This is a genomic window from Mesorhizobium sp. 131-2-1, assembly GCF_016756535.1.
Lineage (GTDB): Bacteria > Pseudomonadota > Alphaproteobacteria > Rhizobiales > Rhizobiaceae > Mesorhizobium.
In genome coordinates, this window is record NZ_AP023247.1 from 5577593 (window position 1) to 5600309 (window position 22717).

A 22717-nucleotide genomic window follows, 5' to 3' on the forward strand; every position below is an offset into this window, starting at 1 on the left:
ATGGCGCGTGTCGAACTGAAACAGGTCAGCAAGAGCTTTGGATCGACGGACGTTATCCGCGATGTCTCGCTTTCGATCGAGGAGGGCGAGTTCGCAGTATTCGTGGGCCCGTCGGGCTGCGGAAAATCCACCCTGCTGCGCATGATTGCCGGGCTCGAAGAGACGAGCGGGGGCGAGATCTTCATCGGCGGTGACGACGTGACCGATGCCGAGCCTGCCGACCGGGGCGTGGCGATGGTGTTCCAGTCCTATGCGCTCTATCCGCACATGACGGTGGCGGACAACATGAGCTTCGGCCTGCGGATGGCGCACCGCCCGAAGGAGGAAATCGCCAACAAGGTCGGGCGCGCGGCCAAGGTCCTGCAGCTCGAAGACTATTTGCAGCGCAAGCCGGCTCAGCTCTCGGGAGGACAGCGCCAGCGGGTCGCAATAGGACGCGCGATCGTGCGCGACCCGAAGGTGTTTCTCTTCGATGAGCCGCTTAGTAATCTGGATGCCGAGCTGCGGGTGCAGATGCGCGTGGAACTGGCCAAGCTCCACCGGGTGCTTGGCAACACCATGATCTATGTGACGCACGACCAGACTGAAGCCCTGACCATGGCCGATCGGATCGTCGTGCTGCGAAGTGGGCGCATCGAGCAGATCGGCACACCGCAAAACCTCTATCAAGATCCCGACAACGCGTTCGTCGCGGGCTTCATCGGCTCTCCCCGGATGAACTTTCTGACCGCCATTGTGCAGCCGGGGGGCCGTCTGGCGTTTGGAGGCCGGGAGATGGACAGTCCGGCACAGACCACGCTTGAGCCCGGACGGAAACTGCAGCTGGGTTTGAGGCCCGAGCATCTCGACCAGGACAAGGGCATCGACCTCGAGGCGAACGTGGAATTCGTCGAAGCGATGGGCTCCACGTCCTATGTCCATGCCACGCTGGCGACCGGCGAGACCATCATCGCGGAGCGGCGGTCGTCGCAACCAAGGACCGGCGACAAGATCATCCTGCATTTTGCGCCCGCATCGGCGCGGCTCTTCGGCGAAGACGGAGAACGCATCCGGTGAGCGTTACATATTCTTCAACAATCTTGCGGTTACGCCCCGGCGCGGCCCGCTCCCCATCTGCACCGGCAGGCAGCGTGATTGATCGAGCAGATGAGCGACGGGCCTGATGAACCAAGGCGGCTCATCACCGTTCAAGGCAGGGCTTTCGCCGGAAATCTAAGCAGCACGCTACCGCACTTTTGTTGCCACTTTCCCGACATCCGGCAACTCTGACACGGTCTTGCCCAGAATCCATAACTTTGTCGGCTTTGGCAGTATATGCGCCAGCCGAATTAACCAGCGCATGACAAAGGGAAAAAGGTAGTCGGCCTTCTCTTTCCTGAGCGCGTACATGATGTGGTCGACAGCCTTTTCAGTGGAGATTTCCAGTGGCGCCGGCATGCCATCGTTGGAGGTTGCTTCGGTGGCTACGAAACCCGGGTATACCGTGATGAACTTGATGCCATAACGGGCGAATTCGATGCGGCAGGTGTCGATCAGAAGCATCGCCGCGCCCTTGGCCGCCGAATAGGGACCTTGAAGTGGCACGCCGAGAAACCCGGCCAGCGAATTGGTGTGTGCCACATAGCCACCGCCCTGCTGCATCATCTGCTTCGAAACCGGGAATAGGTAGTTGACGACCACGTCGTAGTTCGAACGCATGTAGGCATTGACGTCGCTGGCGTTCATCACCCGCATGTCGAGAGCCGGAGCGCCGCCTGCATTGAGATAAACCATATCGATGCGGCCATAGTGCTCCACCACCTTTTTCACGACATCTGCGGCGGCGGCGGCTTCGGTCGCGTCGGCCGCTATTGGCATGCATTGGCCGCCTGCTTTGCGGATTTCCTCAGCCAATTTGATTAGCATCGGTTCGCGCCGCGCCGTGACGATGACCTGGGCGCCCTCGCCGGCCAGCCTCTTTGCCAGAACCCGGCCCATGCCGCTGGAGGCGCCAACGATCAAAATAATCTTTCCCGAAAATTGCACGATTGATCCTCTGTGCTTGGTCAAGCCGCCTTAGCTCGATGTTGTTCCGCCCAATTGCCATACTGGTCTGCCATCCGGACGCTCGCCGTCTTGTTGGCGCTTCCCAGAACATCGCGGGTGCCTTCCGGGAGGGTCAACCGCCCCCGGTTGTTCAGTATCCGGCCTTCATGATCGACCGCTCGCCCCGAAGATGGTGTGCAGCGGCATCCTTCTGATCTTTCTTAAGACGTCCGTTGGCGATGAACTTGATTAGCCACGGAATGTGCTTGACGTTGACCGTGGCACTTTGCGCGAGAACGAAGCATTCCGCGCATTTTTCGAGGATTTCAATATTGAGCAGCAGGCGCTCTAGGCCCATGCCGAAGCACAGGGCCATGTCATCGAGACAATAGGCGTTAGCACCGTTTGACAGGGCTGCTATCAGTCCATCCGTCGACCGCATTCCAACCCCTTTCGCCTCAACGCCGAGATGGCGAACTTGCTCATCGAAGACCGGCGGGAGGGACATGTCCAGCCGCGCCAATAGCGATGTCCAGGTAAGCCCGCCGGCGGCGATAGCTCCGACATCAGGGCGGGACAGATAGATCCGGTGATGCAATTCCCTGGGCGTCCCGGAAAGGCTCGTCCATTCGAAGACGTCGGGAACATCTTGCCTTGCATCGATCCGGACACTGACGAAGGCATCTTGTTCCGGGATACGCTGGGAAAGTGTATCCCCTGGCTTCAGAAGCCCTTTTTTGGCGGCGAGCCTCGCTGCTGCCAGGCCGAGGGCCTCCTCGATCTGTGAGTTGTCGACTTTCACCAGCATGTCACACCAGACGGAACACAGCTTCAAAACGTTCAAGCGCATCGTCGATCACGTCGTCGGTGTCAGCCATGCTGGTGTAAATGCGACTGCCTGCGAGCGTGAGAATGCCATGGGCGAGATAGGCGGCGCCCATTTCCTCCATCAGGTGTTTGCGTGCGTTGGCCTCCCGCATCAGCTTGATGGGGTTGCGCATGCTCATCAGAAGCACGGCCGAGGTTTGGAGATGCACGATGGAACCCATGTTGTAGACGACATACGGCAGGCCGAGCCGGTTGAGGATTTCCTTCAATCCCTTGGCAAGTCGGTCTCCGGCCCGGCCGGCAAGAACAGGTGCATTCGTGCGTGCCATTTCCTCGATCGCATAATAGCCAGCGACGCAGGAGAGTGGGTTCGCAGAGAGAGTACCGCCGACGAAAGCACGTTTGCTCGACGTGCCGATGCCGCCGACCAGCGTCATCATGATTTCCTTCCGGCCACCGATGCCGCCCGCCATCAGATAGCCACCCGTGAGGCACTTGCCAAACACGGTGATGTCGGGATTCACGTTGAAATAGCCTTGGGCGCCACCCATGCCGACGCGGAAACCGGTAACGACCTCGTCGAAGATCAACAATGCGCCAAATTCATCGCAAAGCTTTCGGACTTCACGGTTGTATTCGGGAGTTACAGGCCGCGTACCGCTTTCTGGCCCTAGAGGTTCCACGATGACAGCGGCTGTCCCACCGCGAATACGGTTCAGCATCAGCTTTCGGCGCAGCGTGCCAAGCTCGTTGGGGAAGACTTCTTGCGTATAGGCTGTGGCGCCTTTCGGAATACCCGTGGCTTCGCGCCGACCGGTGCCGGGCACACGCATGCCGTAGACCATCTGATCGCTCCAGCCGTGATAATCGCCGCCGACCTTGATCACCCACTTCTTGCCGGTATAGACCCGCGCGAGGCGGATCGCGCCCATGCACGCCTCGGTGCCAGACCCGAGCATGCGGAACATCTCGATGCCCGGCATGTATTGCCGAATGATCTCGGCGAGCTTGAATTCGTATTCGTGCAGAAGGCCGGTAACCGGGCCGCATTCGTCGATCAACTGATGGGCCTTCTCGCGCACTGGCCGGTAGTTGGAACCAAGGAGTGTCGGTCCGCCCGCCTGCAGAAAATCGATGTAGCGGTTGCCATCTGCGTCCCACATATGGGCGCCGTCGACCTTGGCGGCGGCGATCGGGAACGGATAGTTGAAGGCGAGGTTATGCTGGACCCCACCGGGGATAACCTCGTTCGCCCGCTTGGCCCAAGCCTTGGAGGTCGAGCATTTCTTTTCGAAGTAGTCGATCACCTTTGCCATGTTGGCCTTGGAAATTCCGCGCAGCGGCTGCTTGAGCAGGGCGTTCAAACGATCCATGAGGTCTTTGTTGTCTGGCCAGGCGCTGATGCTATAGGAAGGCTCCTGGGTACGAGCTGCCATGTCCATTTCAGGCTCCCTTGATCTCGGCTTTGTCCAGGGTGTTCAGAATGAACGCCTGAAGTTGCTTGTCGAGCTTGACGCGTTTCTTGATGCGATCGCGAAGATGAACGGCGGACGCCGATTCGATCTTGCGGATCATGCTGGTTGCGGCCTTGAGATCGACCCCGGCGCAGATGACGCCGTGACTTGCCAGAAGATACGCAAAGATGTCTGGCCGCAGGGCCTTCGCGAAAGCCTTGGCCAACATTCCTGTGCCGGAAGGCCTGTACGGAATGAGGGCGACATGGGGACCCAGAGTCGTAAGGTCGCTTCCCTTCGGCCAGGGCAGAATTTCGTGCAGCAGCGCTACCGCGCTTGCGATCGGTTGGTGGGTATGAACGCTGGCATTGCGACCGGGATGGGTCCTGAGCAACCGCGCATGCAGACCCTTTTCGATGGTGGGTGTCCTGTCACCTTCCACAACCTCGAGCGTGTCGATGTTGAGGATCACCACGTCTTCTGCCCGCACGGAGTAGTAGTCCGTGGCCGAGGGCGTGGCCGCCATCAGCTTGTGGTCGACGCGAACGCCGATATTTCCACCCGTTCCGGCAAAATAGCCTTTATCCGCGAAGTAGCGGCACATATCGGCAATCTCCTGCCGCTGCGCCATGAATCTAGCCATGAACCTTTCCCTTCGAACTGTTCAGACGTCGATAAAGCGGCGCCAGGCGCCGGTGGAGTTCTGTGAAAATCCCGAAACGTTCGTCGTAGAGCCGGCGCACGGCCGTGTCTGGCTCATAGACCCTGTCGATAACGACGTGACGCGCAGCCTCCTCGAGCCGGATCAGGCCGAGACCGGCCGCACCGATAAAAGCCGCACCGCGCGCATTCGCCTTCATCGGATCACGCGGTCGGCGGATCCGAACCCCCAGAACATCGGCGAAGATTTGGCACCAGGAATGCGACATCGCGCCGCCGCCGATCATCGTGATCTCTTCCGGCCTGCGTCCCAGGAAGCGGCTCACCGGTTTCATCATCCACCGGGTGTTGAGCGCAACGCCTTCGAATACGGCCCTGACCAGCGTCTCCCGATTGTGCTCGATGCTCATGTTGAAGATGCCAGCCCGAAGCGTTGGATCGTCTACCGGGCAGCGCTCGCCGAAAAGCCAGGGCAGATACATCATGCCGTCGGCACCTGCCGGCGTGCGCGCCGCGATCTCATCGAGAATCCTGTAGGTGTCAGGCGTCGGCTCGGAGTCGATCAGCCCGTCGTCGTGGAAGACGATCCGATCCTTCAGGAACGCGATGTTGCTCGCTCCGCTCGATTGCATGGCGATCATGAGATACTTCGCCGGAACCGGACAAGGGACAGACGTGATCTGATCCATCACGCTGGTCTTCTTGAAGGGTACATGCGTAGATATCCACGACGATGAGCCCATGTAGAGATGGGTGTCGTAATCGGCGAGCGTCCCCGCCCCGATCGCGGCCGCCGAATTGTCGATCGCGCCAGCGACGACCGGCGTCTTCGGCGAGAGACCAAGCAACGCTGCAACGGAAGGAAGCAGGGTTCCCACCACGTCCGTACAGCGCACCAGGTCCGGAAACTTTGCCTTGTCGATGCCGCTTGCGGCAATCAGGCCATCGTCATACCGGATACGGTCGACATCGCGGTTGTCTGTCACCCACGAGGTAAGGATCGAATCCTGGGTGGCGCAGAACCGGCCAGTGAGCCGCAGGTTGAAGAAATCGAGAACGTTGAGGAATTTGTAGGTTTTCTCATAAATCTCCGGGAACGCATCGCGGATCAGGAGCATGTGGCCCGCGGGGTCCTTGCCCGACAAAGCCGGCGCCCCGCCGCAGAGCCTCAACCATTTCTGCAGCTTGATCGCATCATATCCCGCTACCTTTAGCGCGCCGCGCATCTCCTTTTTCAGGTAGCGCGCGCCGCGCATGTCGAGCCAGATAACTGCATTCATCAGTACATTGCCGTCGCGATCAACGGCAATGGTGCCCTCGCCCTGAGTTGACGAGCAGACCGCGACGATATTCGCGCGTGGCACAGTATTCTGGCCAAGCACTTCCCGAGATGCTTCGATGAAAGCTGTCCACCATTGAAATGGGTCCTGCTCGGCCCCTATCGTGTCTACCACCAGCAACGGAACCGGCCGAAATGCCCAGGCAACCACCTCCCCGGTGATCGAAACCAGCCCGACTTTGCAGCCGCTGGTGCCGAGATCAATCGACAGGACGTATTGGTCGGACCTGGCCATTTATTGCTGTGCACCAACCCGGCATCGATCGCCGGGCCGCTCCCCATTGTTATTGGATGCTGTGCCAACGATAGTTGAAGCCCGCGTATTACGCGTAGCGGCAAAGCTGTCCTTTTAGGGGTCTATTTCGGCCAAACAGTAGACAAATCGGCTCGCAGCGCGCCAGGCGTCGCGCCTGTCCACCGGCGAAAGGCACGCCGGAAATTATGGGGGTCCGAGAAGCCGACGGCAAATGCGATCTGCTCGACCGACATGTTCTGGTTGGCAAGCAGTTCGAGCGCTCGGTTCTTTCTCAGCCCATCGAGAAGCGATTGAAAGGAGACCCCGCTTTCAGCAAGCCTGCGACGCAGCGTTCGCTCGCTCATACCAAGCGCCCGCGCGACCTGAGAAATATGATTGCGGCCGTGGAGCTTTTGCCTCAACACCCTTTCGACAGACGCGATAATTTCGGCCGCCTCCCGGGTCCGCGCGCGATTATAGGCCAGGAATTCGAGGATCTGACGGTGGCTGAAAGGATCGGCCGTTACCAGCGGGCGCTTGTACCAAGCGGGATCATAGACGAAGGCGTTTTCCATCTGGCCGAACCGCACCGCGCAGCCGAACACTCTTTGGTAAACCTCTGCATGGGCGGGTGCCGGATAAGCAAGGTCAACACGTGACGGCTTGAACTCCGCGCCGACAAGGCCGGTGGCGATCCCCATGAAGCTCGCGAAAGCCTCCTCCACCAGGAAAACATATATATCGGGGTCGTGAAACCGGCTTGCAGCGGTGACGACAACACCTTCCGGGCTGACCCTGGCGTCGAATTCCAGCATGCTGCCCGTATCTTTCTGTAGATCAAGGCCGAGTTTGACCGCATCGCCAACGGTGCTCGCTGTCAGCATCGCATGGCCGACAAGGCCAACGGACGTGATCTTCTCGCGAATCCCGGTTTCGAGCCCCAGCGCCTTGCCCTTGGTCATCTTCATTGCGCGCAGGATCGCTTCACGCCCCTGGCGAAAGGAAACCCGGCAGGCTGGATCCGCGAGATCCTCCATCGTGATGCCGAGGCCAACGGTCAATCGGGAGGCGTTCAGACCGAAATCGCTGAGCGTCGCGACAAGGCTTCGAATGAGAAAGGCGGGAATGTTGGCGGTGACGTAGCGCGCATCGACTGTCTTCATATGACCCCTTTATGGGCGACCTTCCTTTCGCCCTTCTCCGCCGCGCCCCTGCCCTTCCGCCGTGCATCGTGACAATGGTGGAACAACTGCGGGCATTTGAAAAGCAGCCCTGATCGCACGCATCGCCCGCCGGCCCGGCGCCGGCACCGGCTGGTCGCTCGGGCTGGCATGACGCCCGATCAGTCGAAGAACCCGGCGTCCTCTTCCAGCAGATATTTCTTGGCACCCTGGGCGTCGATGTCGAGGCCGAGCCCGGGAGCTTCGAGCAGATCGATCATCGAATCCTTGACCACCTGCTTGGGCAGGCCGATGACGATGTCGTTCCACCAGGGGTCCGAGGCGCTGGGATATTCGAATGCCACGTAATTGGCGGGCAAGGTGGCGCAGACATTGATCAGCGCGCCGAGGCCGAGCAGGCCGTTCGCGGTGCCGTGCGGCGCCATCAGGATCGAGTGCATATAGGCGTGCTCGGCGACCCATTTGAGCTCGGCAATGCCGCCAATATCGGCCGGATCGGGGCCGATGACGCGCACCGCCTGCGTCTCGATCAGCTCCTTGAAATTGTGCCGCAGGTAGATCTGCTCGCCGGTATGGATTGGCGTCGAGGTGGAGGTCGTCAGTTCCCGATAGGCCTGCGGATTGACCCACGGCACATAGTCGCCGGTCAGCATGTCCTCGAGCCACATCAAATTGTACTTCTCGACCGCGCGAGCGAACTTGATCGCATCGGGCAGCATCCAGCCCGGGCCGCAGTCGAGCGCCAGGCTGACCGTGTCGCCCAGCACTTCCTTCATCGCGATCACGCAGTCGAGCATGTGATTGAAACCGCGCTCGCTGATCACTCCCTGATCCATGGCGCCGTGGTAGCCGGCCTTCTTCTGCATCACGCCGTAATGGAAGCCCTCGACGGTGTCCTTCATGTTGGAGTGGAACGAGATTCCCTGCTTGATCATGAAGAAGTTCTGCGGTTGCTCCATCATCCATTTGACGTCGGCGGCGTAATCCTCCGGCCGGTCGCCGGCGCGCTTCTGACGGATCGAGCCGTTGTAGACGCGCACCTTGTCGCGCACCTTGCCGCCGAGCAGCTTATAGACCGGAACGCCGGCCGCCTTGCCGGCAATGTCCCACAAAGCATGCTCGATGGCGGAGACGGCGGCGCCATAGGGCTTGAACGAGCCGCGCTGGCGGATCTTCAGCATCACGCGCTCGACATCGGTCGGGTCCTCGCCGATCAGTGCCTCGCGGAAATGCAGCACAAAGGGCTTGAGGTAGGTCTTGGTGAACTCGACTTCCCCAAGGCCATAAAGGCCCTCGTCGGTCACGATGCGGACGATCGGGTGCTTGCCGATCACAGCGCAGCGCAGGTCGGTGATCTTCATGGCGCAGTCCTATTTCACAGACGAAAAAGCTGTCGGCGTGAGCATCTGGCTGCTGATATTGGCAATGATCTGCCCGTCGCGCTCAGACTCGTCCCGGGCCCCGTGCCATGCTGGATCGGTGACGAAAGCCGCCCATTTCGCCTCACGCTCGGCCAGCGATTCCCAGGCGATGAAATAGGTGAGGCGATTGCTGTTTTCGCCGATCGCCGTGGTGAAAAACCCGGCTTGGCGGATGCCATGCCTCTCCCAGATGGCCAGCGTTTGGTCGGAAAAGCGCTTGAGCAAAGCCGGCAGCCTGCCCGGCAGGCAGTCATAGATACGCAGTTCGTAGATCATGGTTTCGTCCGCTTCTTTCTTCGCCTCTCCCTTGGGAGAGGTCGACACGAATGGTCGGTCGTTGGCCCTGTGAGCCTGGGGGAATGAGGGAAGAGGGTCTGGGCTAACTCCAGGTCCGGTCCCAGCTATATTCATTGTCCCAATGCTCGGTGGATTGCCATATCCCCGTGACACCCGGTTGCAGGTGCCGCGAGATTACCTCGTCCACCACGTCGTCAATCCCCAGGCCCGGCTTGTCCGGAACAGTGATAAAGCCGTCCTTGACGAGCGGCTTGGGCAGGCCGGTGACGATATCGTCCCACCAGTCGACATCGGCGGAGTGGTATTCGAGCGCCATGAAGTTTTCGGTCGCGGTCGCAACATGCGCGGCGGCCATCGCGGCGATCGGGCTTTCTGCCATGTGGATGGCCATGGCGACGCCGTGGTCCTGCGCCATGTCGCCGATCTTCTTGGTCTCGAGGATGCCGCCGCTGGTGAGCAGGTCCGGGTGGATGACCGAGAGGCCGCCGCTCTTCAGCAAAGGCTCGAAAGCTTCCTTGAGGTAGATGTCCTCGCCGGTGCAGATCGGCACCGTGGTGGCCTCCTGCAATTGTCGGTACTGCTCGGTGTACTGCCACGGAATCACGTCCTCGAGCCAGGCCGGAACGTATTTCTCGATACGGCGCGACAGGCGTATGCCGTCCTGCAGCGAGATGTGGCCGACATGGTCGATGGCGAGCGGGATCTCGTATCCGATCACCTCGCGAACCTCGTGGATATATTGCTCGAGCAGGTCGATCCCTTTTTCGGTGAAATGCAGGCCAGTGAACGGGTGCTGCACGTTCTGCGCGTCGTAGGCAAGATTGCGCGCCTTGCGCTCCTCGAGCGCGCCGCCACGGCCGCGTGGATTGGCGTGAAACCCTTCGAGCGCGCCGGCGGGTGCGTTCACGGCGCCCGGGACATGGGCGACCTGCATCAAGCCCAGGTCCATCTTGAGGAAGGTGAAACCGCGGTCCATGCGCTGCTTGAGGCGCTTTCCGGTTTCGGTGCCGCTCGGTTTCTCGGCGTCGGTATCGCAATAGACGCGCACGTGATCGCGAAACTTGCCGCCGAGCATCTGGTAGATCGGCACGCCATAAGCCTTGCCGGCGAGATCCCAGAGCGCGATCTCGACCGCCGAGACGCCGCCACCTTGCCGACCGTGACCGCCGAACTGCTTGATGCGGCGAAACAGCCGATCGATGTCGCAAGGGTTCTCGCCAAGCAGCCGGCTTTTCAGCATCAGCGCGTAGGTGGCACTGGCGCCGTCGCGCACCTCGCCAAGCCCGACGATCCCCTGATTGGTGTAGATCTTGAGCAGCGACGAGGTGAACGGCGCGCCGACAATTTCGGCCACCCGCATGTCGGTGATGCGAAGGTCGGATGGTTTGGAGTTCGCGTTGACCCGATTGAGAGCCTCATCGGCTCCACCCGTCTTTGGCATGACTTGTCCTCGTTCTGGTCGGGGGCTTGCCGCGCCAAACGCCGGCCGGCACGGAGCATTGCTAACTCAGCTCAATCTCGTGCGCCTGCAGGTAATCGCGGTTCATCTCGACGCCGAGACCGGGCTTCGACGTCAGCTTGAGGCTGCCCTTCGAAACGTCGAGGGGTCTGTCGATGAGGTGATCGTACTTGCCCAGGTTCCACTCCGACGTTTCGAGTTTGTAGAAGTTGGGAACGGTCATCATCACCTGCGCTCCCGCAACCACGTTGATCGGCCCCGCGGCATCATGTGGCGAGACCGGGATGTAGTAGGCTTCGCACAGGGCGGAAATCTTCTTGAGCTCGGTAATGCCGCCGGTCCAGGTAACGTCCGGCATGATGTAGTCAGCGAGCTTGTTCTCGAGCACCGGCACGAAATCCCATTTCGTGTGGCCACGCTCGCCCCACGAGATGGCGGCGCTGACCTTCTCGCGCACCTGTTTGAGGGCGTTAAGGCTTTCCGGCGGACAGGGTTCCTCGAACCAGTCGATCTGGCCGGCCTCTTCGAGGCTTCGGCAGAGGCGAATGGCGGTGGGAACGTCGAAGCGGCCATGCGCATCGATGAGGATGTCGACATCAGGGCCAGCCGTTTCGCGGATCAGAGCTGTGAGTTCGGCCGCTTCGCGCTCGTCCTTGCGCGTCATGCTGCCGTCGAGGTAACCGTCCCGCTGTTCGCGCGACTGCCCATCGGGGCTGCGGCCCTGGTGCGGGAAGGGGTCGAACTTCAGCCCTGTGTGCCCGGATTCGACGATATCGCGAATTTCGCGGACCACAGCCTCCTTGCTGGTAAACTTGGCCTGGTTGGGATGGGTGTAGAGCGCGATTTCATCGCGTACCGGTCCGCCCAACAGCTCGTAGATCGGCTTGCCAAGGACTTTGCCGCGGATGTCCCAGAGGGCTATGTCGATGGCGCTCACGCATTCGACGGCGGCGCCGCGGCTACCCATGTAGGTGAAGCTGCGGAAAATCTTGTGCCACAGGTGCTCGATGCGCGCTGGATCCTCGCCGGTCACGGCGATGCCGATCTGCCGAAGGATCGTGCAGAGCGCGCGGTTGGCGAGCCTTGTCGTGGTGGTGATCTCTCCCCAGCCACTCACGCCTTCGTCGGTCGTCACTTCGACGAACAGATACTCTCCCCAATAAGAAGCATCGGACTTGATCAGCCACGGCCGGATGCTCGTGATTTTCATCTCAACTGCCTTTGTCTGAAGTGGTCGGGACGATGTTCCAGACCGGAAATTCTACCCTGCCCGAGCGGCGTTGCGCGCGCGCATGTGTTCGAGGACATGCCGCCCGGAGCCCTCGACATGGCGTGCAATGAGTTCGGCTGCCTCGTCGGCATTTCCCGCCTTTACATGCGCGATGAGCTCGCGGTGCTCGCGCAGGATCGCGGCACGCCGGGCGAGCGTGAAATTGAAACGCCGGCTCACGGCGCGCAGCACTTCGCGATGCTTCCACCAAAGCTCGGCGGCATGGCGGTTGTAGTGCCTCTGGTACATCACGGTGTGGAAGGCGGTATCCAGCTCGCTGTGCCTGAACGTGTCGGCAAAGTTGTTCTCTTCGATCAGGCCCTGGATACGTTCGAGTTCGGCAATGTCCTCGACGGTAGCCATATTCACGAACCATCGCGTCAGTGCCGGCTCGATCAGGACTCCGATCTCGTAGATATCCCGGACAAAATCCTGGTCTATAGGCCGGACGCGCGCGCCTCGGTTGGGAACGAAGGTGACAAAGCCCTCGCCGCGCAACAGCTGCAGAGCTTCGCGCACGGGGTTGGTCGAGGTGCCGTGACGCCGGGCGAGATCGGTGACCACAAGGCGTTCGTTGGCCGCGAGCCGTCCTTCGATGATGTCTTCCCTGATCAGTTGATAAAGCGAGGCGCCCTCGCTGGAGGCCCCGAGAGCGTCAATCCCTTCGGGTGGTTCCGCTTTGAAATCGCTTGTTTCTGCCAAGGCCCGCTCCCCATTCAATACACATTTTGACCGATATCACGCACGGTTCCGATAAACAATGTATGATTTATCGCGTTGACAGACAATCCGCGATCTGAAAACGTACAAAATGCTCGAAGGGATACATTTGAACGAGATATCCCATGGCCGACGAGCAAAGACCGCTCGCCTCGATGCTGAGCGGCATGGGAGAGAAACCTGGAGGATACCTATGACGAGGATTACACTCGGCGGTGCCGTCCTGCGCGGCACTGTCTCCATTGCACTAGTGGCATCGTTGATGTCCGCGCCGGCGCTCGGTGCGGCGCCGGTCGATCTGAGCAAGTGGTCGCCGGAATATGTGCGCTCCATTGCGGGCACACAGGAATTTGACACCGCGGCCGATTGCGGCAAGGTCACCCCGCTCGACTACAAGGGGCGACTGACGTTCTGGTATCAGGGCGTGTTCGAGGGCGACCCCGATCTCCTGCGCCAGTACTACAAGGATTTCTTCGAGACCTTCCGCAAGACCTATCCGAACATCCAGCTCGAGGAACAAGCCCTCACCTATAACGATCTCCTGGACAAGTTCCGCACGGCGCTCCTTGGCAATGCGGCGCCGATGGCGGTCCGCCTGCAAATCCTGGGTGGCACCGAGTTCGCATCGAAGGGCTATCTGCAGCCGCTCAAGCCTGAGGATGTCGGGTATTCGACCGAGGATTTCTGGCCCGGCGCGATGAAGGCCGTGACCTGGGACGGCGTGACCTACGGCATCCCAACCAACAATGAAACGATGGCGTTCATCTGGAATGCCGACATCTTCAAGCGCGCAGGTCTCGATCCGGACAAGGCTCCGGCAACCTGGGACGACGTCGTGAAGTACTCCAAGCAAATTCACGACAAGCTCGGCATTGCCGGTTATGGCCTCGTGGCTCGCAAGAATGCCGGCAATACCCCGTACCGCTTCATGCCTCAATTGTGGGCCTATGGCGGCGGCGTCTTCGACGAAGCCACGGCGAACCCGACCTATAAGGAGATCGAGCTCGCCAGCCCGCAGAGCAAGGCGGCGCTGCAAGCCTCTTACGACATGTATGTCCGCGACAAGTCGGTTCCGGTTTCGGCGCTCACCAACCAGCAGGCCGACAACCAGCCGCTGTTCCTCGCCGGCCAGCTCGGCATGATGATCTCGCACCCGTCCGACTACAACGTCATGCTCGACCTGCAGAAGAAGGCGACCGGCACCGACAAGGACAAGGCGCAGACCGTCATCGACAACATGCGCTACGGCCTGATTCCGACCGGCCCCGACGGCAAGCGCGCCGTCGTGTTCGGCGGCTCGAACATCCACATCCTGAAGCCCGAATATGTCGAGGGCGGCAAGGTGGATGAGCCGGCTGCGAAGGCCATCATCTGCATGTGGACCAGCCCTGAATGGTCGCTGAAGATGGCCTACGCCGGCTCGAACCCGGGCAACCTCAACGGCTTCAAGACCAAATGGATGAAGGAGCGTCTGGACAGCATCAAGTTCCTCGACGTCACCACCTCGATGCTGCCATACGGTATCCCGTTCCCGGCGCTGCCGCAGTCCCCCGAGATCATGAACATCATCGTCCCGGACATGCTGCAGAACGCACTGACCGGAGCAATGACCGTCGACCAGGCAGCGGACGACGCGGCCAAGAAGGTGAAAGACCTGATGGGCGGCGGACTCTAGCCGAAGCCTGACCCGATCTTGCCGGCTGCGCCGAGAGCGCAGCCGGCTCGTTCCGAAAAACAAGGGCACGCCAAAGTGACGATCGTGGCCGGCAAGACCGGGGCTCGGCAGAGATTGCGACCCCTGCTGCGGAAGGTTTGGGAGCATCGCGCTGACTATGCGTACGTGCTTCCTGCGATTGCCGTGATGCTCATCGTCATCGCCTATCCAATCTATTACACGATCGAGCTGTCGTTCTTCAACACGCCGCCTGGCCTGCAGCTCCGCGACAAGATCTTCGTCGGCTTCGGCAACTACACTTCCATCCTCACCAGCCCGGTGTTCTGGAAGGTCACCTCCAACACCCTTATCTGGACACTGGCATCCACCTTCATCTCCTTCGTCCTGGGATTTGCCTGCGCGCTGGCGCTCCATCGCGAGTTTGTCGGCCGGGGCGTGCTGCGCGCCATCCTGATCATTCCCTGGGTCATCAGCGCGGTCGCCGCATCCTATATCTGGAAGTGGATCTACCATTCGGACTTTGGGATCATCGGCGCGGTGCTGGTCGGCCTCGGATTGGCCGACCGGCCGCCGAATTTCATCGACAGCGTCAGCACGGTGCTGCCCTCCCTGATCGTCGTCAATATCTGGCGGGAGTTTCCGTTCGCCATGATCATGATGATGGCCGGTCTTCAGACAGTCCCCGAGCAGTTGTTGCGCGCCGCAAAAGTCGACGGGGCCAATGCATGGCAGCGCTTCTGGCACGTCACCTTCCCGCATTTGAGAAACGTCTCTACGGTGACGATCCTGTTGCTGGCGGTGGCCAACTTCAACTCCTTCATCATCCCCTGGATCATGACCGGCGGCGGGCCGTCGAACGCATCGCACATCTGGATCACCCACATCTATGAGCTCGCTTTCGGCCGGCAGCGCTGGGGGGTGGCATCGGCCTATTCGGTGCTTCTTTTCCTCATCCTGATGACGCTCGGCTACTTCTACGTCCGTGCGCTAAGCGGCAACGAACGGAAGGATGCAAGCGCATGAGCACGATTGCCGAGATAGCCCCTCGCAGCCAGATCCGTCGACGTGCGCGCATCGACGGATGGCGGTGGGGCGGGCGCATCTTCCTTGTATTCATGCTGCTTTACACCGCGTTGCCGATGGTCTGGATGCTAATCACCTCAATCAAGTCGGGCTTTGCCGCGATGCAATTCCCGCCGCAATGGTGGCCGGACGAGCCTACCCTCGCCAGCTACCAGAAGCTGCTCGATCCGCAGAACAGTGTCGGCCAGGACTTCCTCCGCTTCTTCTGGAACAGCCTTTACGTCTCCACTGCCACCACTATCCTTTCCGTGATCGTGGCGGTTCCCGCGGCCTACGCGTTTTCGCGATTCACCTTCCCGGGCCGGAACTTCCTGTTCTTCGCCGTCTTGCTTCGCAACATGTTCCCGGCGGTGATCTTTCTGGTGCCGCTCTTCATCCTGATGCGCGCGATCGGGCTGGTGAACACGCATGGCTCGCTCATTCTCACCTACCTCACATTCGGCCTGCCGCTGGCAATCTGGCTGCTCAAGGGCTTCTACGACAACATCCCGGTGCAGCTCGAACAGGCGGCGCGTATCGACGGGGCGACGCGGTTCCAGGCCTTTATCCTGATCGTGATGCCGCTCTCGGCGCCAGGCATCATCGCCACGGCGATCTATTCCTTCATCGGCGCGTGGAACGAGTACATCTACGCATACACCTTCCTCTCCAAGAACGAGCAGCTGACCTTGCCGGTCGGCATCCAGCGCTTCTTCTCGGAAAACACGACGGACTTTCCAGGTCTGATGGCGGCCAGCTTCATGATGAGCGTGCCGGTCGTGGTGCTGTTCCTCGTCCTGCAACGATACTTCGTACGCGCCCTTACAGAAGGCGCGGTCAAGCACTAGGGAGCTGCCGATGGCCCACGTGGTCCTCAAAGATTTGATCAAGACCTATGGCAGCTTCAAAGCCGTCAACGAGGTTTCGCTGACGGTCAATGACGGCGAGTTCGTTGCGCTTGTCGGCCCTTCAGGCTGCGGCAAGACAACAACACTCAACCTCATCGCGGGCCTGATCCCGGTTACATCGGGCGACATCCGCATCGGCGACCGGGTGGTCAACGACCTCGATCCCAAGGACCGGGACATCGCAATGGTGTTCCAGAACTATGCGCTCTATCCGCAAAAGTCGGTCTATATGAACCTCGCCTTCCCGCTGCAAATGCGCAAGCTGCCCAAGAGCGAGATCGACAGGAAGGTCAGGGAAGCGGCGCGAGTGCTCGACATGACGCAGCTGCTCGAGCGCAAGCCGCGCGAACTTTCAGGCGGGCAACAGCAGCGCGTGGCCCTGGGCCGCGCCCTCGTTCGAGATCCGGCGGTGTTCCTGATGGACGAACCGCTCTCCAATCTCGACGCAAAGCTGCGCGTGCAGATGCGGTCCGAAATCAAGCGCTTCCATCAGGACCTCAAGGCGACGATCGTCTATGTGACGCACGACCAGCTGGAGGCCGTCACCATGGCAGACAGGATGGCTGTGATGAACGGCGGCTTCCTGCAGCAATACGATTCTCCGGCGCAAGTTTTTGCGCATCCCGCCAACATGTTCGTCGCGAGCTTCGTTGGCAGTCCGGCGATGAGCCTTATCCCGCTACAGGCATCGACGGCCAACGGCGGCAATGTGTTGACGAGTGCGGAGGGTTGGAGCCTCGCACTGTCGCAACCCAATGCGCGCAAGGTCCAACGAGCGACCTCCAGGAAGGTCGTGCTCGGTGCGCGACATTCGACGATCAAGCTGCACAAGAGCGCCGTTCCCGGCGCCATTCCGGCCAAGGCCTATACGGTGGAACCAACCGGAGACGTCACCTTCGTGCAGGCGTTTCTTTCCGGTGCCATCGTCAACATCAGCGTGTCGCCCAACATCGCCGTCACACCCGACGAGCAGATCTGGCTCGAGTTCGACCAGGAACGCATCCACCTGTTCGACGGCGAGACGGAGATGGCCCTCGAGGCCAACTGAGACAGGGCGGATACGCGTGGAACGAGTGTGAATGATCACGAAACTCAAGATCACGGCGATCAAGCCCTATCCAGTGTGGGTGGGGACTCGCAACCAGATGCTCGTCAAGATCGAGACCGATCAGGGCATCTTTGGTTGGGGCGAGAGCGGCTTGAGCGGTCGCGAGAAGGCCGTGGCCGGCGCCATCGAGCACTATCGCGAGTTCCTTGTCGGCCACGACCCGATGCAGATCGGCCGGATCTGGCAAGAGGTCTATCGCAGCCAGTACTTTGAAGGCGGGCGCGTTCTGCAGGCGGCGATTTCAGCCATCGACATCGCCCTTCACGACATCAAGGGCAAGGCGCTGGGGGTGCCGGTCTACGAGCTGCTGGGTGGCAAGCAGCGCGACCGCATCCCCACCTTCGCCTCGACCGGAGACGAGGCCGAGGGGGATGCTGCCATCGAACGAGCCCGCGAACTGCGCGCGCAGGGATGGCAGGCGATCCGCTTCTTCCCCGCCGGGCAAAGCAGCAGGGACTTCTTCGAGCCGCGCGAGTCGATCGGCGCTACCGCAAGGATGCTAAACAAAGCACGCGAGATGCTGGGCGACGAGGTGGTCCTCGGCATCGACTATCATCATCGGCTGTCGGTGGCCGAGGCGGCGAGCTTCTGCAACAAGCTCGGCCGCGGCGTGCTCGATTTTCTCGAGGAGCCGATACGCGACGAGACACCGGAGGCCTACGAGTCGCTGCGAACGATGACCGACATCCCATTCGCCATCGGCGAGGAATTTGCCAGCAAGTGGCAGTTCCTGCCCTATATCGAGCGCGGCATCCACCAGTTCAACCGGATCGATGTCTGCAATGTCGGCGGGCTCACCGAAGCGATGAAAGTCGCTGGCTGGAGCGAGGCGCACTATGTGGACCTGATGCCGCACAATCCCCTTGGTCCGGTGTGCACGGCAGCGACCGTCCATCTCGCCGCCGCTGTAGCGAACTTCGCGTGGCTCGAGACCAGGGTGCCGGAAAGAAAGCTGGGCTTCGACAGTTCGGAGTTCTTCCCGGTGCAACCACAGCTCGACGGCCCCGATTATCCGGTCAGCGATCTGCCGGGGCTCGGCGTCGAGATCAACGAGGCGGCGATCCAGGCGCAGAGTTTCCGTTTCTGGGAAGCGCCCCACCTCAAGCGCCGCGATGGTTCTGTCACGAACTGGTAGCTCGATTTCAACCGGAGTCCACCATGACGCATACCCCCGATATCACCCGGCCGTCCAAGGACCTGATCGACGCGCTAAAGGAGATCGGCGCCGCGACGGTTGCCGGCACGCTTGGCCACATGGGCTTCCGCAATCCGCATATGGTCGGTCCGGTGGCGCAGAACCACGGCAAATCGATCGTCGGGCCGGCGCTGACGCTGCAGTTCCTGCCGCAGCGGCCCGACCTCTTCAACGAGGGAGAATATGCCGATCCAGAGACACAACTGCACCGGCACGTGCTCTACCACGCTCAGGAGGGCGATGTGGTCGTGGTCGACGCGCGCGGTGACATGAGTTCGGGTGTCTTCGGCGATATGATGTCGACCTATTTCAAGGGCAGAGGCGGCGCGGGCATCGTCATCGATGGATGCATGCGCGACCGGCCTAATGTCGAAAAGCTCGATCTGCCGCTATGGCTGCGCGGCTGGACGCCCAACTACCATGTGCAGACCAGCATCTATCCCAATGCCATCAATGTTCCGATTGCCTGCGGTGGTGTCACGGTGATCCCCGGCGACATCATCGTTGCCGACGATGACGGGGCGGTGGTGGTCCCCGTCACAATGGCCCCGAAGGTCATCGAAGAGGCGCAGAAGCATCACGATTGGGAGGAATTCTCGCGAGAAAAGCTCATGCAGGGCGGGTCGTTGCAACGCTATTATCCGCTGCATGACGATGCCCGCGGGGAATACGAGGAGTGGCGAAAGGCCAAATCTTGATAGACGGGGCGCTGGCTGTTTCTTGCTACACGTGTAGTTTTTGAACGGACAAGTAAGCGAGGCTCATTCCGACTTTGCCAGCCTTGGTGTCAGATCGGAAGATTGCGGCGTTGTGGACCAAAAACGGTAGCGGAGGCGATGTCCTTGAACCGTCTCAGCGGCTCGTCTGAACGCTCCACTTTCATGCGCAGGATCGCGCCTTCCCAGGAGGCAAGGAGAAACTCCGCCAGGTCCCCTGGAGTGAACGTGCTGTCAATTTCCCCGGCAGCCTGGGCCTCCGCGATGCACTCGCTAAAGGGCCGAAGCCACTCCCTGTAGATCGTGATGAGATGTTGGCGCAGCGGCTCGCTCTCCTGGACCACTTCCAGGCTGAAGTCGCCGATTAGACAGCCCCTCACATAGCCATCGGCAGCAAGCCGGTCCGAGATGATGTCCAGGTACCGCAGCAGTCGCTCCCGGGGCGCAAGACCAGCGTCAAGGAGGGATTGGGATATCCGCTCCTGGATCGAGGCGAAGTACAGGTTCAAAACCTCGGCGGCGAAATCCTCTTTTGATCGGAAGTGGTTCGTAAACGAACCCTGGGCAACCCCGGCCTCCGCAACGACATCCCTCACGCCGGCGCCGTGATAGCCCTGGCGGAACATCACGGTCAGGCCAGCTTCGACAAGCTTGCTTCTTGCGGACGGTTTGGGCATGCCTGGTAAACTACGTACGACCGTATTTTTGTCAAGCTCGATTGACATTAATACGTACGTACGTATTATCGCTGATTGAGCGAACTTAGTGGAGGAAGTGATGCTATCCGATCAGACACTACCCGTTGTCCGCGTGAAGGATTCGACCATGGCTTATCGGGAGGCAGGTGAGGCCGGCTTGCCGGTGGCCCTATTTCTCCACGGCAACCCAACATCGTCCTTCATTTGGCGGCACATCCTTCCGATCGTGGCCAGATCGGCGCGCTGCATCGCGCCTGACCTGATCGGGTTCGGCCAATCCGGCAAGCCCGAAATCAGCTATCGGTTCTCCGATCACGTGGCCTATCTCGATGCATTCCTCGAGGCCATGGGGATCGAGGCCGCCTACATCGTCGCTCAGGATTGGGGCACCGCCCTGGCCTTCGAATTGGCAGCGCGGCGACCCGACATTGTGAAGGGAATGGCTTTCATGGAGTTTATCCGGCCAGTCCCGACATGGAACGATTTCCACCAGAGCGAGGTCGCGCGGGAGACTTTCAGAAAGCTTCGCACGCCGGGAATCGGCGAGGAGATGATCCTTGGACAGAACATGTTCGTCGAGCGCGTGCTTCCTGGATCTGTGCAGCGCGGGCTGAACTCGGACGAGATGGATGTCTACCGTGCCCCCTTTGCCACGCCCAAGTCGCGCACCCCGACCTGGCGCTTTCCGAACGAACTGCCGATTGCGGGCGAACCAGCAGACGTCTGGCAGACGCTGGACAGGGCACACGCCGCGTTGCGGGTATCGGATTATCCGAAGGTGCTGTTTGCCGGCAGCCCGGGCGCTCTCGTTTCGCCCAGCTATGCCGAGGCGTTTGCCGCTGGGCTCAGGAACTGCCGTTTGATCAAACTGAACTCGGGCCTGCACTACCTTCAGGAAGATGAACCCGAAGCAATCGCCGCCGGCGTCATTGACCTGATCGTGGATGCCGAGCACGCAGCCGGCCCGGGAAAAGCAGAAGCCGAGCCCCGTGAGCGGGTCACGATCATGTATTGCGGGCCTTGCGGATATGAGAGCCGCGCCACCCGCGCCGCCAAGCGCTTGACTGATGAACTCGGCCTCCCCGTGGATTTGATCGTTGGCAAAGGGGGCGTATTCCAGGTCGCGGTGGCCGGTCAGGTCGTGACGTCGAGGCGGAAGGGATACTTTCCCGACGACGCTGACATCGTGCGCGCGGTAAATGAAGCTCTCCAACGGCGTCACGAGACCGACCAGGGGTAGGATCGCGGTCGCCTCGAAATCGATAAGGTAGCCGGGATTGGCGGAGACAATGGCCGTGGTCATGGTCGGAGGATGCGCCAGGCTGCCGGCGCGCGTCATCCAGGCGCCGAATGCAGCTTTGAGGTCGGCGTCACCGCGAAGAGGCCGCGCGGACAAGATTTTCGAGCTTACGTCCTGCGGCTTCCAGCACGAAGCGGGCCCGGTATTTAGCCCAGACTGACCACAACCTTGCCGAACGGCCCGCGCCGCTGGTGCTCGAACGCCTCGTGGACCGCCTCGAACGGGTAGACGGCATCGATCACCGGTCTGATGCTTAGCGCCTCGATTGCCGCGTTCATGCGCTCGAACTGCCGCCGCGAGCCCGTGGCGATGCCCTGAAGTGTGATGCGGTTGCGCGTGAGCACCGGCGTCGGCACGGACAGCTCGGTACCCGCAAGCTGGCCGATGAGGGATACTCGCCCGCCGGCTGCCACTGTCTCGATCGATTGCCGCAGATTGGCGGCGCCGATCAGCTCCAGTACATGGTCGACCCCGCGCCCGCCCGTAAGCGTCCGCACTTGTGCGGTCCAGTCGGGGTTGGCGCTGGTATCGACGCAGAGCTTTGCCCCTAGCATCCGCGCGCGTTCGAGCTTGTCGGCATGGCGCGACAGCAGGATAGGGACTTGCCCGAAAGCCAACGCGAATTGCAGCGCAAATAGTGCCACGCCGCCGGTTCCTTCGATGAGCACAGTCGTGCCCGGTCGCGATTGGCCGGACTCGACCATGGCCGACCAGGCGGTGAGCGCCGCGATCGGCAAAGTCGCGGCCTCCTGGTCGCTGAGTGAACCCGGCGCCATCACCGCCGCGTCCTCACCGAACACCACATGGCGCGCCAGCACGCCAGGCAGCGATATCCCCAGTGTCTGCTTGTGAAGCACTGGCGGCCCGTCACCGTCGGCCCAATCGGCAATCACCTGCCCCAACACGCGATCGCCGACGCGGAAGCGCGTCACTTCGGGCCCGATTGCGACCACCTCGCCCACTGCGTCCGACGCCGGCACGAAGGGCAGCGACATCACCGGCAGCTTGCCATCGATCAACAGCAGGTCCTTGAAGTTGAGCGCCACCGCGCGCACCGCGACCAATAGCGCGCGCCGGCCGAGCGACGGCAACGGCACCGCCTCGCGCACCAGCTTGTCGAGCCCGAACCCGGTCATGCGCCAGGCCTCAGTCACGTCACCCATTTC

Annotated in this window: 21 protein-coding genes and 1 pseudogene; 9 read left to right on the forward strand and 13 right to left on the reverse strand. The window is 61.0% G+C overall.

The window, feature by feature from the left end; all coding sequences use genetic code 11:
* Entirely contained in the window at nucleotides 1-1056 is a 1056-nt protein-coding gene (locus JG743_RS27005; RefSeq protein ID WP_202294579.1) for an ABC transporter ATP-binding protein, read from the forward strand.
* 168 nt (nucleotides 1057-1224) lie between these two features.
* Here JG743_RS27005 and JG743_RS27010 read toward each other — a convergent pair whose 3' ends face one another.
* The 11 genes from JG743_RS27010 to JG743_RS27060 form a co-directional block, all read right to left on the reverse strand.
* The gene (locus JG743_RS27010) at nucleotides 1225-2049 is read right to left on the reverse strand and encodes an SDR family NAD(P)-dependent oxidoreductase (protein ID WP_244672924.1); all 825 of its coding nucleotides are present in this window, start codon (nucleotides 2047-2049) and stop codon (nucleotides 1225-1227) included.
* Between the two features lie 127 nt (nucleotides 2050-2176).
* The gene (locus JG743_RS27015) at nucleotides 2177-2869 is read right to left on the reverse strand and encodes a hypothetical protein (protein WP_244672925.1); all 693 of its coding nucleotides are present in this window, start codon (nucleotides 2867-2869) and stop codon (nucleotides 2177-2179) included.
* Complete coding sequence (locus JG743_RS27020; protein ID WP_202294582.1) at nucleotides 2835-4295, reverse strand: aspartate aminotransferase family protein; 1461 nt, start codon at nucleotides 4293-4295, stop codon at nucleotides 2835-2837. The genes JG743_RS27015 and JG743_RS27020 overlap by 35 nt, the downstream gene beginning before the upstream one ends.
* A gap of 1 nt (nucleotide 4296) precedes the next feature.
* Nucleotides 4297-4950 (reverse strand): class II aldolase/adducin family protein, encoded by a 654-nt coding sequence (locus JG743_RS27025; protein WP_202294585.1) that lies wholly within the window; start codon nucleotides 4948-4950, stop codon nucleotides 4297-4299.
* Nucleotides 4943-6541, reverse strand: a complete 1599-nt coding sequence (locus JG743_RS27030; RefSeq protein ID WP_202294588.1) for a xylulokinase — start codon at nucleotides 6539-6541, stop codon at nucleotides 4943-4945. The genes JG743_RS27025 and JG743_RS27030 overlap by 8 nt, the downstream gene beginning before the upstream one ends.
* A gap of 122 nt (nucleotides 6542-6663) precedes the next feature.
* Nucleotides 6664-7704 carry an AraC family transcriptional regulator gene (locus JG743_RS27035; RefSeq protein WP_202294590.1) on the reverse strand — a complete coding sequence of 347 codons (1041 nt, stop codon included), beginning with the start codon at nucleotides 7702-7704 and terminating at the stop codon, nucleotides 6664-6666.
* Nucleotides 7705-7883: 179 nt separating this feature from the next.
* On the reverse strand, nucleotides 7884-9083 hold the full coding sequence (locus tag JG743_RS27040; protein ID WP_202294593.1) for a mandelate racemase/muconate lactonizing enzyme family protein: 1200 nt from the start codon (nucleotides 9081-9083) through the stop codon (nucleotides 7884-7886).
* Between the two features lie 9 nt (nucleotides 9084-9092).
* Nucleotides 9093-9419: an NIPSNAP family protein gene (locus JG743_RS27045; protein ID WP_202294596.1), complete on the reverse strand. Its 327-nt coding sequence runs from the start codon at nucleotides 9417-9419 to the stop codon at nucleotides 9093-9095.
* Between the two features lie 103 nt (nucleotides 9420-9522).
* On the reverse strand, nucleotides 9523-10881 hold the full coding sequence (locus JG743_RS27050; protein WP_202294599.1) for a mandelate racemase/muconate lactonizing enzyme family protein: 1359 nt from the start codon (nucleotides 10879-10881) through the stop codon (nucleotides 9523-9525).
* A 61-nt stretch (nucleotides 10882-10942) separates the two neighbouring features.
* Complete coding sequence (locus JG743_RS27055) at nucleotides 10943-12109, reverse strand: mandelate racemase/muconate lactonizing enzyme family protein (RefSeq protein WP_202294602.1); 1167 nt, start codon at nucleotides 12107-12109, stop codon at nucleotides 10943-10945.
* Nucleotides 12110-12160: 51 nt separating this feature from the next.
* Nucleotides 12161-12871: a GntR family transcriptional regulator gene (locus JG743_RS27060; protein WP_202294605.1), complete on the reverse strand. Its 711-nt coding sequence runs from the start codon at nucleotides 12869-12871 to the stop codon at nucleotides 12161-12163.
* Between the two features lie 211 nt (nucleotides 12872-13082).
* Between JG743_RS27060 and JG743_RS27065 the strand changes: the two genes are divergently transcribed.
* From JG743_RS27065 to JG743_RS27090, 6 genes are all read left to right on the forward strand, one after another.
* A complete protein-coding gene (locus JG743_RS27065; RefSeq protein WP_202294608.1) occupies nucleotides 13083-14564 on the forward strand; it encodes an ABC transporter substrate-binding protein in 1482 nt (493 codons plus the stop codon).
* A gap of 75 nt (nucleotides 14565-14639) precedes the next feature.
* On the forward strand, nucleotides 14640-15587 hold the full coding sequence (locus JG743_RS27070) for a carbohydrate ABC transporter permease (RefSeq protein WP_202294611.1): 948 nt from the start codon (nucleotides 14640-14642) through the stop codon (nucleotides 15585-15587).
* Nucleotides 15584-16474, forward strand: a complete 891-nt coding sequence (locus JG743_RS27075) for a carbohydrate ABC transporter permease (RefSeq protein WP_202294614.1) — start codon at nucleotides 15584-15586, stop codon at nucleotides 16472-16474. The genes JG743_RS27070 and JG743_RS27075 overlap by 4 nt, the downstream gene beginning before the upstream one ends.
* Nucleotides 16475-16484: 10 nt before the next feature.
* Nucleotides 16485-17582, forward strand: coding sequence for an ABC transporter ATP-binding protein (locus JG743_RS27080; protein WP_202294617.1), 1098 nt, complete (start codon nucleotides 16485-16487; stop codon nucleotides 17580-17582).
* A gap of 31 nt (nucleotides 17583-17613) precedes the next feature.
* Nucleotides 17614-18777 carry a mandelate racemase/muconate lactonizing enzyme family protein gene (locus JG743_RS27085; protein WP_202294620.1) on the forward strand — a complete coding sequence of 388 codons (1164 nt, stop codon included), beginning with the start codon at nucleotides 17614-17616 and terminating at the stop codon, nucleotides 18775-18777.
* A gap of 23 nt (nucleotides 18778-18800) precedes the next feature.
* The gene (locus JG743_RS27090; protein WP_202294623.1) at nucleotides 18801-19535 is read left to right on the forward strand and encodes a ribonuclease activity regulator RraA; all 735 of its coding nucleotides are present in this window, start codon (nucleotides 18801-18803) and stop codon (nucleotides 19533-19535) included.
* Nucleotides 19536-19624: 89 nt separating this feature from the next.
* On the opposite strand, the gene JG743_RS27095 is transcribed toward JG743_RS27090, so the two are convergent.
* Nucleotides 19625-20230 carry a TetR/AcrR family transcriptional regulator gene (locus tag JG743_RS27095; RefSeq protein ID WP_202303007.1) on the reverse strand — a complete coding sequence of 202 codons (606 nt, stop codon included), beginning with the start codon at nucleotides 20228-20230 and terminating at the stop codon, nucleotides 19625-19627.
* Nucleotides 20231-20330: 100 nt separating this feature from the next.
* Between JG743_RS27095 and JG743_RS27100 the strand changes: the two are divergent.
* Nucleotides 20331-21203: pseudogene (locus tag JG743_RS27100) on the forward strand (haloalkane dehalogenase); the annotation flags it as partial.
* Between the two features lie 54 nt (nucleotides 21204-21257).
* Nucleotides 21258-21491, forward strand: a complete 234-nt coding sequence (locus tag JG743_RS27105; protein ID WP_202303009.1) for an Rdx family protein — start codon at nucleotides 21258-21260, stop codon at nucleotides 21489-21491.
* Nucleotides 21492-21697: 206 nt separating this feature from the next.
* Here the strand turns inward: JG743_RS27105 and JG743_RS27110 are convergent, their stop codons facing one another.
* Nucleotides 21698-22714 carry a zinc-dependent alcohol dehydrogenase family protein gene (locus tag JG743_RS27110; RefSeq protein ID WP_202294626.1) on the reverse strand — a complete coding sequence of 339 codons (1017 nt, stop codon included), beginning with the start codon at nucleotides 22712-22714 and terminating at the stop codon, nucleotides 21698-21700.
* Nucleotides 22715-22717: the final 3 nt, after the last annotated feature.